Origin of the sequence: Microlunatus sp. GCM10028923 (genome assembly GCF_042666975.1) — a bacterium.
Classification (GTDB): domain Bacteria; phylum Actinomycetota; class Actinomycetes; order Propionibacteriales; family Propionibacteriaceae; genus Microlunatus.
On sequence record NZ_JBHTFF010000001.1, the window covers coordinates 130770 to 144952 of the forward strand.

15 protein-coding genes are annotated in these 14183 nt (G+C 71.4%); 8 read left to right on the forward strand and 7 right to left on the reverse strand.

Going from position 1 to position 14183, the window contains the following annotated elements:
• Nucleotides 1-90: 90 nt before the first annotated feature.
• The 3 genes from ACFQU4_RS00640 to msrA all read left to right on the forward strand — a co-directional run bounded on the left by ACFQU4_RS00640 (nt 91) and on the right by msrA (nt 2443).
• Nucleotides 91-1224 carry an ROK family protein gene (locus ACFQU4_RS00640; protein WP_377485624.1) on the forward strand — a complete coding sequence of 378 codons (1134 nt, stop codon included), beginning with the start codon at nt 91-93 and terminating at the stop codon, nt 1222-1224.
• 194 nt (nt 1225-1418) lie between these two features.
• Entirely contained in the window at nt 1419-1895 is a 477-nt protein-coding gene (gene msrB, locus ACFQU4_RS00645) for a peptide-methionine (R)-S-oxide reductase MsrB (protein WP_377485626.1), read from the forward strand.
• Nucleotides 1892-2443 (forward strand): peptide-methionine (S)-S-oxide reductase MsrA, encoded by a 552-nt coding sequence (gene msrA, locus ACFQU4_RS00650; RefSeq protein WP_377485628.1) that lies wholly within the window; start codon nt 1892-1894, stop codon nt 2441-2443. The genes msrB and msrA overlap by 4 nt, the downstream gene beginning before the upstream one ends.
• Nucleotides 2444-2489: 46 nt before the next feature.
• Here the strand turns inward: msrA and ACFQU4_RS00655 are convergent, their stop codons facing one another.
• A complete protein-coding gene (locus ACFQU4_RS00655; protein WP_377485630.1) occupies nt 2490-4001 on the reverse strand; it encodes an FAD-dependent monooxygenase in 1512 nt (503 codons plus the stop codon).
• A gap of 43 nt (nt 4002-4044) precedes the next feature.
• Here ACFQU4_RS00655 and folP point away from each other — a divergent pair, with 43 nt between their 5' ends.
• Nucleotides 4045-4956, forward strand: coding sequence for a dihydropteroate synthase (folP, locus tag ACFQU4_RS00660; RefSeq protein WP_377485632.1), 912 nt, complete (start codon nt 4045-4047; stop codon nt 4954-4956).
• 121 nt (nt 4957-5077) lie between these two features.
• Nucleotides 5078-5734, forward strand: coding sequence for a hypothetical protein (locus tag ACFQU4_RS00665; RefSeq protein ID WP_377485634.1), 657 nt, complete (start codon nt 5078-5080; stop codon nt 5732-5734).
• 1 nt (nt 5735) lies between these two features.
• Here the strand turns inward: ACFQU4_RS00665 and ACFQU4_RS00670 are convergent, their stop codons facing one another.
• Nucleotides 5736-7001 carry a glycerate kinase gene (locus tag ACFQU4_RS00670; RefSeq protein WP_377485636.1) on the reverse strand — a complete coding sequence of 422 codons (1266 nt, stop codon included), beginning with the start codon at nt 6999-7001 and terminating at the stop codon, nt 5736-5738.
• Here ACFQU4_RS00670 and ACFQU4_RS00675 point away from each other — a divergent pair.
• The 3 genes from ACFQU4_RS00675 to ACFQU4_RS00685 are packed head-to-tail and all read left to right on the forward strand — an operon-like array spanning nt 6970 to nt 9408.
• Nucleotides 6970-8406: an NAD-dependent malic enzyme gene (locus tag ACFQU4_RS00675; protein WP_377485638.1), complete on the forward strand. Its 1437-nt coding sequence runs from the start codon at nt 6970-6972 to the stop codon at nt 8404-8406. The two genes, ACFQU4_RS00670 and ACFQU4_RS00675, sit on opposite strands and share 32 nt — an antisense overlap.
• Nucleotides 8407-8419: 13 nt before the next feature.
• Nucleotides 8420-8848, forward strand: coding sequence for a VanZ family protein (locus ACFQU4_RS00680; RefSeq protein ID WP_377485640.1), 429 nt, complete (start codon nt 8420-8422; stop codon nt 8846-8848).
• Entirely contained in the window at nt 8845-9408 is a 564-nt protein-coding gene (locus tag ACFQU4_RS00685; protein ID WP_377485642.1) for a YqgE/AlgH family protein, read from the forward strand. The genes ACFQU4_RS00680 and ACFQU4_RS00685 overlap by 4 nt, the downstream gene beginning before the upstream one ends.
• A 10-nt stretch (nt 9409-9418) precedes the next feature.
• Here ACFQU4_RS00685 and ACFQU4_RS00690 read toward each other — a convergent pair whose 3' ends face one another.
• The 5 genes from ACFQU4_RS00690 to ACFQU4_RS00710 form a co-directional block, all read right to left on the reverse strand.
• On the reverse strand, nt 9419-10222 hold the full coding sequence (locus tag ACFQU4_RS00690) for an ABC transporter permease (protein WP_377485644.1): 804 nt from the start codon (nt 10220-10222) through the stop codon (nt 9419-9421).
• Nucleotides 10219-11034: an ABC transporter permease gene (locus ACFQU4_RS00695; RefSeq protein WP_377485646.1), complete on the reverse strand. Its 816-nt coding sequence runs from the start codon at nt 11032-11034 to the stop codon at nt 10219-10221. The genes ACFQU4_RS00690 and ACFQU4_RS00695 overlap by 4 nt, the downstream gene beginning before the upstream one ends.
• Nucleotides 11031-12014 carry an ATP-binding cassette domain-containing protein gene (locus ACFQU4_RS00700; RefSeq protein ID WP_377485648.1) on the reverse strand — a complete coding sequence of 328 codons (984 nt, stop codon included), beginning with the start codon at nt 12012-12014 and terminating at the stop codon, nt 11031-11033. Before ACFQU4_RS00700 ends, ACFQU4_RS00695 begins: the two co-directional genes overlap by 4 nt.
• Nucleotides 12015-12227: 213 nt before the next feature.
• Nucleotides 12228-12809, reverse strand: a complete 582-nt coding sequence (locus ACFQU4_RS00705) for a suppressor of fused domain protein (RefSeq protein WP_377485650.1) — start codon at nt 12807-12809, stop codon at nt 12228-12230.
• Between the two features lie 382 nt (nt 12810-13191).
• Nucleotides 13192-14160 (reverse strand): acetylxylan esterase, encoded by a 969-nt coding sequence (locus ACFQU4_RS00710; RefSeq protein ID WP_377485652.1) that lies wholly within the window; start codon nt 14158-14160, stop codon nt 13192-13194.
• Between the last annotated feature and the right edge of the window lie 23 nt (nt 14161-14183).

Below are 14183 nucleotides of genomic sequence, written 5' to 3' on the forward strand. Positions count from 1 at the left end.
TTCGAAGGAGTTTCGGACATTGCGGGTTATTATCGGCACTCGATGGAAATGGCCCGGCTAGAGTTCGGGTGACGATCAGGAGGTGCCGTCATGGTTGCTCCGGCCGCGTCGGGTTCGGACCCGGCACTGTTGCGCCGGCTCAACACGGAGCTGGCCCTGCGCACCGTGCGGGACCTGGGGGAGATGACGCTGGCCGAGGTGGCCCGGGTGGCCGGCCTGGCCCGGTCCACGACCGCCGACGTACTCGGCGATCTGGTCCGGTCCGGGATCGTCGCCGAGCTGCAGCCGGCCAGTGGTCGCTCCGGCCGGCCGGCGCGCCGGTACGCGTTCCGGGCCGACGCCGGGTACGTCGCCGGGGTCGGCATCGACAGCACCGGCGTGCAGGTCGTGCTCTGCGACCTGTCCGGCGACGTGATCTTGACCAGCTCCGGCGAACTCGACACCCGGCAGGCCGCTTCGCCGGTACGGATCGCGCGCCAGGTCGTCGAGAGCGCGCTGCGCGAGGCCGGGCTGCGGCCGCGGCTGCTGCGCGCGGTCGGCGTCGGCGTGCCGGGCGTGGTCGGCGCGGCCGGCGACATCCTGATCTGCCACAGCCACCCGGACTGGGACGGAGTTGATCTTGCCGGCACCTTGAGCCGGGAGCTGCACTGTCCCGTCCTGGTGGAGAACCGCGGCCGGATGGCGGTGCTGGGCGAGGTGTGGCGGGGGATCGGCGACGGTGTCCAGGACCTGATCTTCGTCCACGCCGGGGCCCGGAACGGCGTCGGCGTGATCGCCGGCGGCGTACTGTTGCGCGGCCGGCACGGCGCCGCCGGCGAGATCGGTCACCACCCGGCGCTGTCCTGGACCGGCCAGCGGCGCTACCGCGATGATCTTGCCGAGCTGTATCCCGAGCTCGGCCTCACCGACGCGGCGGCCGCCGCCTTCGCCGCCGCGGCCGCGGGCGAACCCCGCGCCAGTGCCCTCGTGGAACGTTACGTACGCGACCTCGCCGAAGGCATCAACGCCCTGGTCCTCGTGGTGAACCCCGAACTGGTCGTCGTCGGCGGCCCGATCACCCGCGGCGGCGACCCGGTGCTGGCCGCCCTGCGCGCCCGGATCGACCAGGTCGCCCTGTTCCCGCCGAAGGTCAGGTTCTCCGAGCTCGGCGACGACGTGGTCGCCCTGGGCGCCGTCCGCCGCGCCCTGCTCCGGATCGACGAGAACCTCCTCGAACTCACCTAGCCCCCAACCCCCCACCAACCCCCCCATCAACCCCGGTGACCGGGCACAAAAGCAGGCGTTCGGGCGGCGTGTCGCTGCTGAGGTGCCGACTCGGTGCCGCCACGGAATCGTGGCCGGCGGGCGGGACCAAACTCGGCCCGCGCGGTGTTCTGTCCAGTGGTGCCGCAGCCAGCGGCACCGGAAGAGGAGGAACCGTGTCACAGGTTTATCGCAAGACCCCGGAGGCGCTGGACCGGCTGACCGAGGACCAGTACCGGGTCACCCAGCAGGACGGGACCGAACCGGCCTTCGCCAACGCGTACTGGGACAACCACGAGCCCGGGATCTACGTGGACGTGGTCTCGGGGCAGCCGCTGTTCTCGTCGACCGACAAGTACGAGAGCGGCACCGGCTGGCCGAGCTTCACCAGGCCGATCCGGTCGGACGCCGTCCGCACCGAGTCCGACCGGTCGCTCTGGATGGCCCGTACGGAGGTGCGGTCCACGGCCGCCGACAGCCACCTCGGGCACCTGTTCTCGGACGGCCCGCGGGACGCCGGAGGTCAGCGGTACTGCATGAACTCGGCCGCGCTGCGCTTCGTTCCGGCCGCGGAGCTCGAGGCGCAGGGCTACGGCGAGTACCGCGCACTGTTCGACGAGCAGATCAGCACCGACACAGGGGAGACATCATGACCAGCGGGACCAACGACACCGGCGCGATCACGCGCACTCCGGGCACCGAGACGGCCGTCCTGGCCGGCGGCTGCTTCTGGGGCGTCGAGGATCTGATCCGGCGCCAGCCCGGCGTGCTGGGCACGCGGGTCGGTTACACGGGCGGTACGAATGATCATGCGACGTACCGCCGTCACCCGGGTCACGCCGAGGCGGTCGAGATCGTCTTCGACCCGACGGTGACCACGTACCGCGACGTGCTGGCGTTCTTCTTCCAGATCCACGATCCGTCGACCCTGAACCGTCAGGGCAACGACGTCGGGTCGAGCTACCGGTCGGCGATCTTCCCGGTCACTCCGGAACAGGAGCGGGTCGCCCGGCACACGATCGAGGACGTGGACGCCTCCGGCCTCTGGCCGGGCAACGCGGTGACGACGATCGAGCCGGCCGGACCGTTCTGGGAGGCGGAACCCGAGCACCAGGACTACCTGCAGCGGTATCCGCACGGCTACACCTGCCACTTCCCGCGGGCCGGCTGGGTGCTGCCCCGGCGTGACGCCGCCGTGTGATCAAGAGCAGTGGTGGTGCGCCCGGGGTTCATCCCCGGGCGCATGATCATCCGCGTTCGGCCGTGAGGATCCGGACCTTCGACGGGTCCTGACCTCGTTCGGCGATGTGCCCGTCCGGCCGGACCAGGAGGTACCCGCCACGCCGCATTCCGCACGCCGCGCGGGTGCCTCCGCCGGGGTCGGACTCGTCGTCGATCCGTACCAGCACAGGGTCATCGCCCGGCTCGACGGCATCCGCCCGGCCGCCGACCGGCGCGAAGTTGATCAAGGTGAAGTGGGCCGGATCGAGATGATCATGAAGGGATCCGCCGGTCACCGGAAGATCGGGCAGCCGGTCGCCCTCGGTCGGGACGGCGCCCGGACGGGGCCGCCGGCGGGCATAGCTGATGTCGAGCTGGGAGTTCTCCCAGCTGGTCTGCCGGGCCAGCGCCCGGCTGCCGGCCGTGGCCCGGAGCAGGAGATCCCGGGCGCCGCGGGCGAGCGGGTTGCGGATCCCGTACATCCGGCGCCGGGCCTCGACCTTGGTGATCGTCGCCGCGGCCACCGGACGCCGCTCGGCCTCGTACCCGTCGAGCAGGTCGGGCGCGGCGCCGCGGATCACCCGGGCCAGCCGCCAGCCGAGATTGACGGCGTCCTGGATGCCGAGGTTCATCCCCTGGCCGCCGAACGGCGGGAACACGTGCGCCGCGTCGCCGGCGAGGAACGCCCGGCCTACCCGATAGCGGTCGGCGAGGCAGACCCGGGTCCGGTACACCGAGATCCAGTCGGTCCGGACGATCGTGGTGCTGGTCGGTCCGCGTTCGTCGAGCAGGGCCTGGAGCAGTTCGGGCGGCGGCTCGGCCGGCCGGTCGTCGCCCGCGGTCCGGTCCGTGACGTCGACGAAGAGCCGCCACAGCCCGTCCGGACCGGGCAGCCTCATGATCATCAGCGGCCCCTCGGCACCGAGCCACATCGCGCTGTCCTGGACCGGCGGGGCCGGGTCGAGGACGGCGTCGGCGAGGTAGTAGGTCTCGCCGGTGGCCTCCCCGGTGAACGGGATCCCGAGCCCGTCCCGGACGGAGCTGCGGGACCCGTCGGCGCCGATCAGCCAGTCCGCGGTCAGCTCCCGGCCGTCGGCCAGGCGGGCGGTGACCGACTGCTCGTCCTGGGTCAGCGATTCCAGCTCGCTGCCGGCCGCGACGTCGATGCCGAGCTCGCCGAGCCGGCGCCGGAGGATCGCCTCCAGACCCTGCTGGGGCAGCACATAGGTGTACGGGTACGGACTCTCCGGCGGCAGCCACGGCATCCGGGTCAGCTCCCGGTCGCCCCGCATGATCGAGGCGCCACTGAGCCGGTACGCGTCCCGGGCGACCTCCTCGGCCAGGCCGAGCCCGGCCAGCAGTTCCATCGACCGGGCCTGGAGCCCGAGCGCGCGGGAGCTGCTGGTCGGGGTCGCCCGGCGGTCGATCAGGCGGCACGGAATCCGGTTGGCGGCGAGCACGAGGGCCGCGACCATCCCGGTCGGTCCGGCGCCGACGATCAGCACCTCGGAGCCCTGGCGGTGTCGAGTGTGGTCCACACCTTCCTGACGAGACAGCCGGGGCGAATGTCAGGATTGCCGAATGACATCATCCCGCGGCTCCGGCCTGCCGCTGCCGCCGCTGACCACCCCGGTCCGGATGATCGGCGGCCGCCGGTTCGACTTCGCCCGCGAGATCGCGATCATGGCGATCGTCAACCGGACCCCGGACTCCTTCTTCGACCAGGGCCGGGACTTCGAGCTGGACCGGGCGGTGGAGTCGGCCTGCGCGGCCGCCGAGTCCGGCGCGGACTGGGTCGACATCGGCGGCGTACCGTTCTCGCCGGACACCCCGCCGGTCAGCGTGGCCGAGGAACTGGACCGGGTGCTGCCGGTGATCACCGAGACCGCACGGCGCAGTTCCGTGGTGATCTCCGTCGACACCTGCCGGCCCGAGGTGGCCAGCCGGGCGATCGCCGCCGGCGCCTCCGTGATCAACGACACCAGCGGACTTCATGATCAGGAACTGGCCGAGGTGGTCGCCTCCTCGACCGCGACGCTCGTGGTCACCCACTCCCGCGCCGCGCCCGGCCAGCACCTGCGCCGGCCGCAGTACGGCGACGTGGTCACCGAGGTCCGGCAGTTCCTGGCCGACCGGGTCAACCTGGCAATCGGCCTCGGCGTCCCGGAGGACCGGATCGTCATCGACCCCGGCCACGACCTGAACAAGAACACCCAGCATTCGCTCGAGCTGACCCGGCGGCTGTCCGAGATCGCCCGGCTCGGGCTGCCGCTGCTGGCCGCCGTCTCCAACAAGGACTTCATCGGCGAGGCGACCGGGCTGGACAAACCGGACCGGCTCGCACCATCGCTCGCGGCCGCCACCATCTGTGCCTGGCAGGGCGCCCGGATCCTGCGGATGCACGACGCCGCGGCCTCGGCCGCCGCGGCGACCATGATCGAGACCATCGCCGGCTTCACCGACCCGGTCTACCAACGGCACAACCTGGACTAGCCCGTCAGCGGCGCAGCGGCGAAGAGTGGGTGCGGAACGGAGCGCCGTGGGGACGGCGGCGGGGCAGAGCAGTAGAGTCGGGGAACGCTCGGGGAGACCCAGGTACGTCGAGGAGGAGTCGATGCCGGACTCCGGACAGTCCGAGACCGCGGCTCCAGACACCGGACAACGCGGCCCGGATTTCGTCGCGCCCGGGTTCCCAGGAGAAGGTACGGCCCCGCCGGCGATCCAGCCGGTGCCGTACCACGGCCAGGTCGGCGCCTACCTGGGCGACCTGCACCAGCCCGACCCGAACCAGCCCGGTCAGCCCGAGTCGCCGTACGGACCCGTACCGCCGGCAGGGCCCGGGGCGCCGAACCGGCCGAAGCGCCCGGCGCGACTGCTCTGGATCCCGATCGTCGCCGTGGTCGTGGTGCTCGCCATCGTCGTCGCCGTCGCAGCGCTGACCCGGCAGCCGGAGTCGCCGGCGGTCCAGGTCCCGCTGCCGGAGGACACCGCGCGGGCGTTCGTCGAGGCCGGCTACCGGAGTGACTGCGAGGCGGCGCGGAAGACGATCGACGAAGAGTTCTGGGACCGGGGCGGACTGACCTGCCAGGACGTCAGCTTCCACGGCGCGGAGTTCATCGACACCACGATCGCCGACTGGGCCTTCACCGACACCGAGGTGACCGGCGACCTGGCCAGCATCACGCTGGACCCGCCGGGTGAGATCGCGCCGACGGTGCTCCGGATGCGCCTGATCGACGGCGGCTGGCGGATCACCGACTGGCAGTTCTGAGTCAGCTCCGAACGGCGAGCCCGATCTCGCGGCCCACCGGGCGGAGCAGCTCGGCGGCCAGCCGCATGCTGCGCTCCGGATCCGGCTCCCGGTCGGCGAGCGCGTACACCGCGTCGAAGCCCGCTCCGGCGGCTTCCTCGGCCGTGAGCAGGTTGCGTCCGCAGACCGCGTAGACGGCCGGCACCCCCGCGGCCCGGGCCCGGCGGGCGACCCCGATCGGCGACTTGCCGCCCAGGCTCTGCGGGTCGAGGCTGCCCTCGCCGGTGATCACCGCGTCGGCGCCGGCCAGCCGCCGGTCCAGCCCGACGAGTTCGCAGACCAGGTCGATGCCGGGCCGCATCCGGCCGCCGAGTACGGCCAGCGCGGCGAACCCCACCCCGCCCGCCGCACCGGCCCCGGGCGCCGAGACCAGCACCTCCGGGTCAGCACCGAGCGCGTCCGCCACCAGCCGGGCGTAACCGTCCAGGGCGCGGTCCAGCAGCTCGACGTCCGCGGCGGTGGCACCCTTCTGCGGGCCGAACACGGCCGCCGCGCCGTTCGGGCCGAGCAGCGGATTGCCGACGTCGGCGGCCAGCACGATCCGGGTGCTCGCGATCCGCGGATCGAGCCCGGACAGGTCGACTCGGGCCAGGCCGGTCAGTCCGCCGCCACCACTGGGCACCGGCCGGCCGTCGGCGTCGAGCAGCCGGGCGCCGAGCGCGGTGAGCAGCCCGGCGCCGCCGTCGGTGTTGGCGCTGCCGCCGACGCCGAGCACCAGCTCGGTGCAGCCGGCGTCCAGGGCGGCCCGGATCAGCGCACCGGTACCGGCGCTGGACGCCTGCAGCGGGCTGAACCTGGGACGCCCGTCCGCGTCGCGCGGCAGCTGGTCCAGGCCGGACGCGGCGGCCAGCTCGATCACGGCCGTCTCGGGCCCGCCGCCGGCCGGCACCCCGATCGCGTACGTCGCGCGCACCGGCTCGCCCAGCGGACCGGGCACCTCGACCGGGACGGCCCGGAACCCGGTGCTGACGGCCGCCTCGACCGTGCCCTCGCCGCCGTCGGCGACCGGCACCTGGTCGGTCTCGATTCCGGCCCCGGCCAGGCCGTCGGCCAACGCCCGGGCCACCTCGGCCGCGGTCAGCGAACCCTTGAACTTGTCCGGGGCGATCACGATGCGCACGGCCCTATTTTCCAGCCCGCCGCCGACCCGGCGCAGCGTGGCCCACCGGCCGGGTGCGGCGTGAGAGGATCGGCGGGTGAACGCGCCCTCGGTCTCGTACTCGATCACGGTCCGGCTTGAGGTCCCGGCGGTCGGCGGTGGTGTCGGCCAGCTGACCATGGCCGTCGAGCAGGCCGGCGGTGCCATCACGGCCCTCGACGTGACCCGCTCCGGTCATGAACGGCTGAGCATCGACGTCACCTGCGCGGCCCGGGACACCGAGCACGCCGACCAATTGGTCGAGGTGATGCGGTCCGTGCCGGGCGTGGTGATCGGCAAGGTCAGCGATCGGACCTTCCTGATGCACCTCGGCGGCAAGATCGAGATGAACGCCAAACACCCGATCCGCAACCGGGACGACCTGTCGATGATCTACACGCCGGGAGTGGCGCGGATCTGCACGGCGATCGCGAAGAACCCGGAGGACGCCCGCCGGTTGACGATCAAGCGGAACAGCGTCGCGGTGATCACGGACGGCTCCGCCGTGCTGGGGCTGGGCAACATCGGGCCGAAGGCGGCGCTGCCGGTGATGGAGGGCAAGGCGGCGCTGTTCAAGCGATTCGCCGAGATCGACGCCTGGCCGCTCTGCCTGGACACTCAGGACACCGACGAGATCATCAACGTGGTCAAGGCCGTCGCGCCGGGCTTCGCCGGCATCAACCTCGAGGACATCTCCGCCCCGCGCTGCTTCGAGATCGAGGCCCGGCTGCGGGAACAGCTCGACATCCCCGTCTTCCACGATGATCAACACGGTACGGCGATCGTCGTCCTGGCCGCGCTCTACAACGCGCTCCGGGTGGTCGGCAAGGAGCTCCCCAAGATCAGGATCGTGATGTCGGGCGCCGGTGCGGCCGGCACCGCGATCATCAAACTGTTGCTGGCGGCCGGCGCGACCGACGTGGTAGTGGCCGACATCGCCGGCGTCGTGCACCGCGGCCGGGACGGGCTGGCCGGGGAACTGGCCTGGCTGGCCGACCACACCAACCGGCTCGGGCTGACCGGGACGCTGTCCGACGCCATCGACGGCGCGGACGTGTTCATCGGCGTCTCCGCGCCCGGCGTGCTGACCGGTTCCGACGTGCAGCGGATGGGCGACAAGGCGATCGTGTTCGCGCTGGCCAATCCGGAGCCGGAGATCGACCCGGCGGTGGCGATGGAGTACGCCGAGGTCGTGGCGACCGGCCGGTCGGACTTCCCGAACCAGATCAACAACGTGCTCGCCTTCCCCGGGGTGTTCCGCGGGCTGTTGGACGCCCGGTCGACCGAGGTGACCACGCCGATGCTGATCGCCGCGGCCCGCGCCCTGGCCGGCGTGGTGACCGACGAGGAGTTGAACGCCGCCTACATCACGCCGAGCGTCTTCCACGCCGACGTCCACCATGCCGTCGCCACGGCGGTACGGCAGGCGGCCGGCGGCGAGGCCGAAGGAGTCGAGGCCGACGGGTCGCTCGAGGCGGCGACGTCCGACGGCTGACCCAGTTCGGTTGATGGCGCAGCCAGCGACGGTCGGCGGCGGACGTCCTTCCGGGGAAGGTACGGCCGCCCGCCGGGTCCTGCTCTGCGCGGTGGTGATCAGCTGTCTGGCCCAGCTGATCGCGCTCTATCGTCCGGCCGGACCGCCGACGCCCGACGTCATTCCGCACCTGGACAAGGCCGGACACCTGGTGATCTTCGCGTTGCCGGTGCTGCTGATCATGCTCTGGCGGGCGGCCCGGCGCGGTGACCGGCCGGGCTTCGGCGCGGCGGTGATCGCGATCTTCGCGGGCCACGCGGTGCTGAGCGAGATCCTGCAGGGCGCGCTGCTGCCGCAACGAAGCGGTGACCCGCTCGACGTCGTCGCCGATCTGCTCGGTATCGCCATCGGGTACGGTACGGCGGTGCTGATCATTGCTCGGCGGCGGTGGGGGGACGGATGACCGAGGTGGCGCCGAGACCGGGCCAGCTGCTGGTCTCCAGCGTGTTGCTGACCGAGGGGATCTTCAGCCGGTCCGTCGTGCTGGTGCTGGACAGCGACGCCGACGGAGCCCTCGGGGTGATCGTCAACGAGATCGCGCAGACCCGCCTGGAGGCCGTACTGCCGGACTGGGTGGACGCGGTGACCGAGCCCCGGCTGCTGTTCAGCGGCGGGCCGGTGTCGCCGAACGGCGCCATCTGCCTGGCCAGCGTGGCCCGGTCCGGCGAGGAACCGCCGGGCTGGCGCCGGCTCTTCGACGACATCGGCCTGCTGCACCTGGACACCCCGATCGAGATCGTCTCCGGCGCCTACGCCGACCTGCGGATCTTCGCCGGCTACGCGGGCTGGGAGCCCGGCCAGCTGCAGACCGAGATCGCCAACGGCATGTGGCACGTGGTGTCGTCCACCTACGCCGACGTGTTCGGCGGCCGGCCGCACGACCTGTGGCGCCGGGTGCTCCGCCGGCAACGCAACCGGCTCGCCTTCTTCTCCGCCTACACCGACGAGGCCGAGCACAACTGACCCCCTGGGCTCAGGACGACGCGCTCGAGTAGCGGGCCAGGGCAACCCGCCAGTGCAGCCGGGTCAGCACCATGATCACCGCCGCGGCGCCGACCACCCCGGCCAGCAGCACCGGATCCACGCCGTGGCTGAGGAACTGGACCGGCAGCGTGGCCGCGGCCCCGATCGGCACGACGAAGATCAACACCACCCGGATCGCGGACGGGAAGAACGCCACCGGATAGCGGCCGGCGGTCAACGCGGACAGCACCACGTTGTGGATGAACGACGCCGCTTCGAACCAGAATGCCAGGTAGGCGAGGTTGGCCCAGACCGCGGCGATCGTGGCCAGACCGCAGCCGAAGACCACGGCGGCCGCGAGCACACCGACCGGCGAGATCGGCGTGCCCCACAGACCGACGATGATCAACGCGGTCCCGGCCAGCGCCCCGGTCAGCGAGGCCGGCTGGACCCAGCGGAAGGTGGTGAGCCACTGGGCCGAGGCCGGCCGGATCAGGACCGTGTCCAGTTCGCCGGTACGGACGTAGGCGTCGATCCGGGTCAGGTTCGGCGCCACGAACGCATTGATCAATCCCATCGCCAGCTGGAACGTCCCGGTCACGGCGATGATCTGACCGCCGGTCCAGCCGTTCAGCTGCGGCGAGCTGCGGATGATCAACAGCACCGGGATCAGTCCGGTGGCGATCTCGGCCAACGCGACCAGGGCGGTGGTCCAGGCCTGGGCCCGGAACTGCGCGTCCCGCTTCAGGGCCTGGACGGCGACGGCCCGCCAGATCCGGCCGTGCCGCCGGAGGTGACCTGCGATGTTGATCATGCTCCCACCGCCGAGTACGAGCGCAGACCGCGCCGCCAGATCAAGAGCGCCGCGGCGGCGAACACGAGCAGCCAGCCGAGCTGCTGGGCGAAGCCGAACGCCAGCCCGCCCGGCACCCGGTCCAGCAGCACCTCCATCGGGAACGAGACCATGAACCGGAACGGCTGCCAGAGCGTGATCCCGGAGATCTCCGGCGGCATCAGGGCGAGCGGCACGATCACGCCGGCCAGCACCGGCGTCATGATCGAGATCGCCAGGTTGAAACCCTGCACGTCCTCGAACCAGAACGCCAGGGAGCCGCGCGCGATGTCGAAGATGTAGCTGATCGCCATGGCCACGGCGATGGCCAGCCCGAACAGCAGCCAGCGCGCCGGGGTGGCCGGCAACGGCAGCCCGCCCGGCACCACGACGACCATGATCAACACCAGCGGCACCAGCAGCAGGAGCTTGATCGTCTTCTCGCCGAGGTTGTTGGCGAACCCGTCCAGGTGCACCGAGGTCGGCCGGATCAGCCACTTGTTCAGGTCGCCGTTGCGGATCATGCCGGCCAGGAAGAAGGCGGTCCAGGACGAGGTGAGCATGTTCACCACCGCGACCAGCAGGAAGTAGCTGTTCAGGAACGCCGGGGTGACGTTGACCTGCGCGCCGGCGGTCAGCGCGGCCTGCCAGACCGCCAACGAGACCAGGGGAGTGAGCAGGGTGCCGATCTGCATGAGCAGGAAGTCGCCGCGGTAGACGAACGTCATGCCGATGTTCAGGGCGAGCACGCGGCCGAAGACCCGGAGGTGCCGCCGCAGCGGACGGGACCTCATCGCAGGCCCCCGCTCAGAACGGCGCGCATCACCTCGTCGAGGTCGGCCTCGCCGACCTCGACGTCGACCAGCTCGCCCCAGGACGGTGCGCCGGACAGGACCTCGGTGATCTTGGACCGGTCGGCCTCCATCCGGAGGATCGGACCGTCGCTGTCGATCATGGTCACGTCCGGCGGCAGCGTCGCCGGCGGACTCGGCGGGCTCGCGTACGTCAGCGTCAGGCGTTTCGCCGGTCGGGTGGACCTGATCAACTCGGACAGCGAGCCGTCGAAGCCGAGCCGGCCGTGATCGACGAGCAGCACCCGCTCGCAGAGCGCCTCGACGTCGTCCATGTTGTGGCTGGTCAGGATGATCGTGGTCCGCCGCTGCCGGTTCACCTCGCGCAGGAAGTCCCGGATCACCGCCGTGGACAGGACGTCCAGCCCGATCGTCGGCTCGTCCAGGAACAGCACCTCCGGCTGGTGCAGCAAGGCGCCGATCAGCTCGCACTTCATCCGCTCGCCGAGGGACAGCTTGCGGACCGGGATGGTGAGCAGGTCGCCGACCGAGAGCAGCTCGGCCAGTTCCGTCACCGAGCGCTCGAAGGTGGCGTGGTCCAGGTCGTACATCGCGCGGTGCACCAGGTAGCTGTCCATCGCGGAGACGTCCCACCAGAGCATCGACTTCTGGCCGAGCACGACGGCGATCCGGCGCAGGAAGCCGAAGTCGCGCCGCCAGGGCTGGTGGCCGAGCACGGAGACCGTACCGGAGGACGGGCGGAGCAGGCCGGACAACAACTTCAGCGTGGTGGTCTTGCCGGCGCCGTTGCGGCCGAGCAGGCCGACGAACTCGCCGGGCTCGATGGTCAGGTCGAGGCTGTCCAGGGCTCGACGGGTTTCACGGGTGCGGTGGAAGAGGCTCTTGATGGCCCCACCGAGGCCGGGCGACTGACGATGGAACCGATAGTCCTTGGTCAGGCCAGAGGTCGTGATCACGGGCATGGTGACTCCTTTGCTGCACGTATCTGCGGCGCCGGGAAGGTTCGCTGACTATGGCGTGAGATGTGCAGCCCTGGAGGAGGCGCCCGTACGGACGCCGAACAATGAAGGTCCGGGCTGCGGACCTAGTTAGCTCGCCCGATCACGGGGCAGAGCTTAACGCAGAGTCGCCCGAAGGTGGATCGAATATTCCTGGCCATGATCGCGGGAGCGCGATCAGAGCGGCATCGAGGCCCGGTCGTAGTCCAGCGGGTCGATGCCGTCTTGGCCGTAGATCAACTTCTCGAACGCGGCCCAGCCCTCGGCGTCGACGAAGGTGGCCTCGGCCGCCGAGACCGGCAGCAGCCAGTCGATGTTGACGGACAGGTCGCCCGTGCGGAACCGGGCGAAGTCGGGCGCCAGGTAGGGCGGCCGGCCGAGGTAGAGCGTGTTCATGGTGGACAGGTCGCCCAGGTGCGGGATGTTGCCGACGACCGTGCCGATGTCGGGCAGTTCGCGCAGCGCCAGGACCATCCGCGCGTAGTCGCCGAGCACGTACGGCAGCACGCTCCGGTGCAGCCGTTCCGGGGCGACCATGATCAACTCGAGCCGGAACCGTCCGTCGGCGCTCAGCGAGTCCAGGACGTAGTCACTGAGCCCGACCGTCGAATAGACGACGGCGCCGTCGATCCGGCTGGGGGCGAACTCGACCACCTGGAACCCGAGGTCGGTGCCGGCCTGGTCGGTGGACCAGGCCGCAGAGACCGAGCCGAGGTGGCGGGTCAGGTGGTGATACAGCTGGTCGGCGAGCCCACCCACTGCCGATGCTGTGCCCCGTTCGCCTCGGCTCGGCCGGTCAGCCACCCGGTCGGCAACGTTCGGAATGGACGGAATCCCGGTCTCGCCGTGCCAGCCGGTCCCACGACGCTGGCCGTCGTCGTGGGACCTGAACCACCCATGGTCTCCGGCACGTCGCGGCGGTTCGACGAGGCAGGTTCCCGAGGTCGCGAGGACCCCTTCGCCGCCACGGAAAGTGGGGTACTCCAGGGCTCGAAACATCGCAGTCCTCCTCCGTCGCGCTCGCACTGGGCGTTCGATGAGGTGGACGGTGAAATCGTCGTCACTTTGACGCCGATGCCGATGTGATGTGAGTCACGTCAGGGTTCGTCGGGCCCAGGTCAGGGCCCGGTCGGGAGGGCCATCAGGCGTCGAGGAACGCGGCGACCCGGGCCAGATGGCGGGCGTACTGCTCGGCGCCGCCGCCCTCGTGACCGTTGTACGGCCAGACGGCGATGTCCTTGGGCCCGGCGTAGTGGTGGTACGCGGCGAACACCGTCGAGGGCGGGCAGACCTGGTCCATCAGGCCGACCGAGAAGTCCGCCTCGGTGCTCGCCCGGGCGGCCAGGTTGACCGTGTCGAAGTACGCCAGCGTGGCGAACACCTGGTCGATCCGGCCCCGCTGCCCGGACAGGTAGCGGGCGATCTCGGCCCGCGACCCGACGCCGCAGATCTCGGTGGCCCGCCGGAACAGGGCGAACGAGGGTACGTCGAGCAGGGCCAGCGCCAGATCGGACCGGAGGCCGGCGACGGCCAGGCCGATCCCGCCGCCCTGGCTGCCGGCGGCGAGCACCACCTCGGCCTCGGCGCCGACCAGTTCCCGGGCCACGTCGACGAACCGGTAGGCGTCGACGTAGACCCGGCGCAGGTAGAACCGGTCCCGGTCCTCGATGCCGCGGGTCAGGAAGCCGGGCACCTCGGCGTTGTCGCTGGCTCCCGGATCACCGGTGCTGCCCGGGCTGTCCGAGCCGCCGCCCTGGCCGCGGACGTCCATCACCAGCACCGAGACGCCGAGCGACGCGTAGCCGAGCCACTGGTGCGGATAGCCGCGGCCGCCGTTGTACCCGGGGAAGTGCAGCACGCAGGCCGGCCGGCCGCGCGACACCTCCGGGCGCAGCCACCAGCCCCGGATCCGGTGCCCGTCGAAGCCGGCGAACTCCACGTCGTGCACGGTCATCCCGGCGAACGGTGCCGGCTCGGGCCGGGTGATCACGTCCAGCGGTCCCGACTGCTCGGCCAGCGTCGCGGACCAGAACGCGTCGAAGTCGGCCGGCTCGTCGCGGTCCGGACGGTACTGCCGAAGTTGATCAAGGGGGAGGTCGAACAGCGGCACGGACTCTCCTTCAGCTCACGACA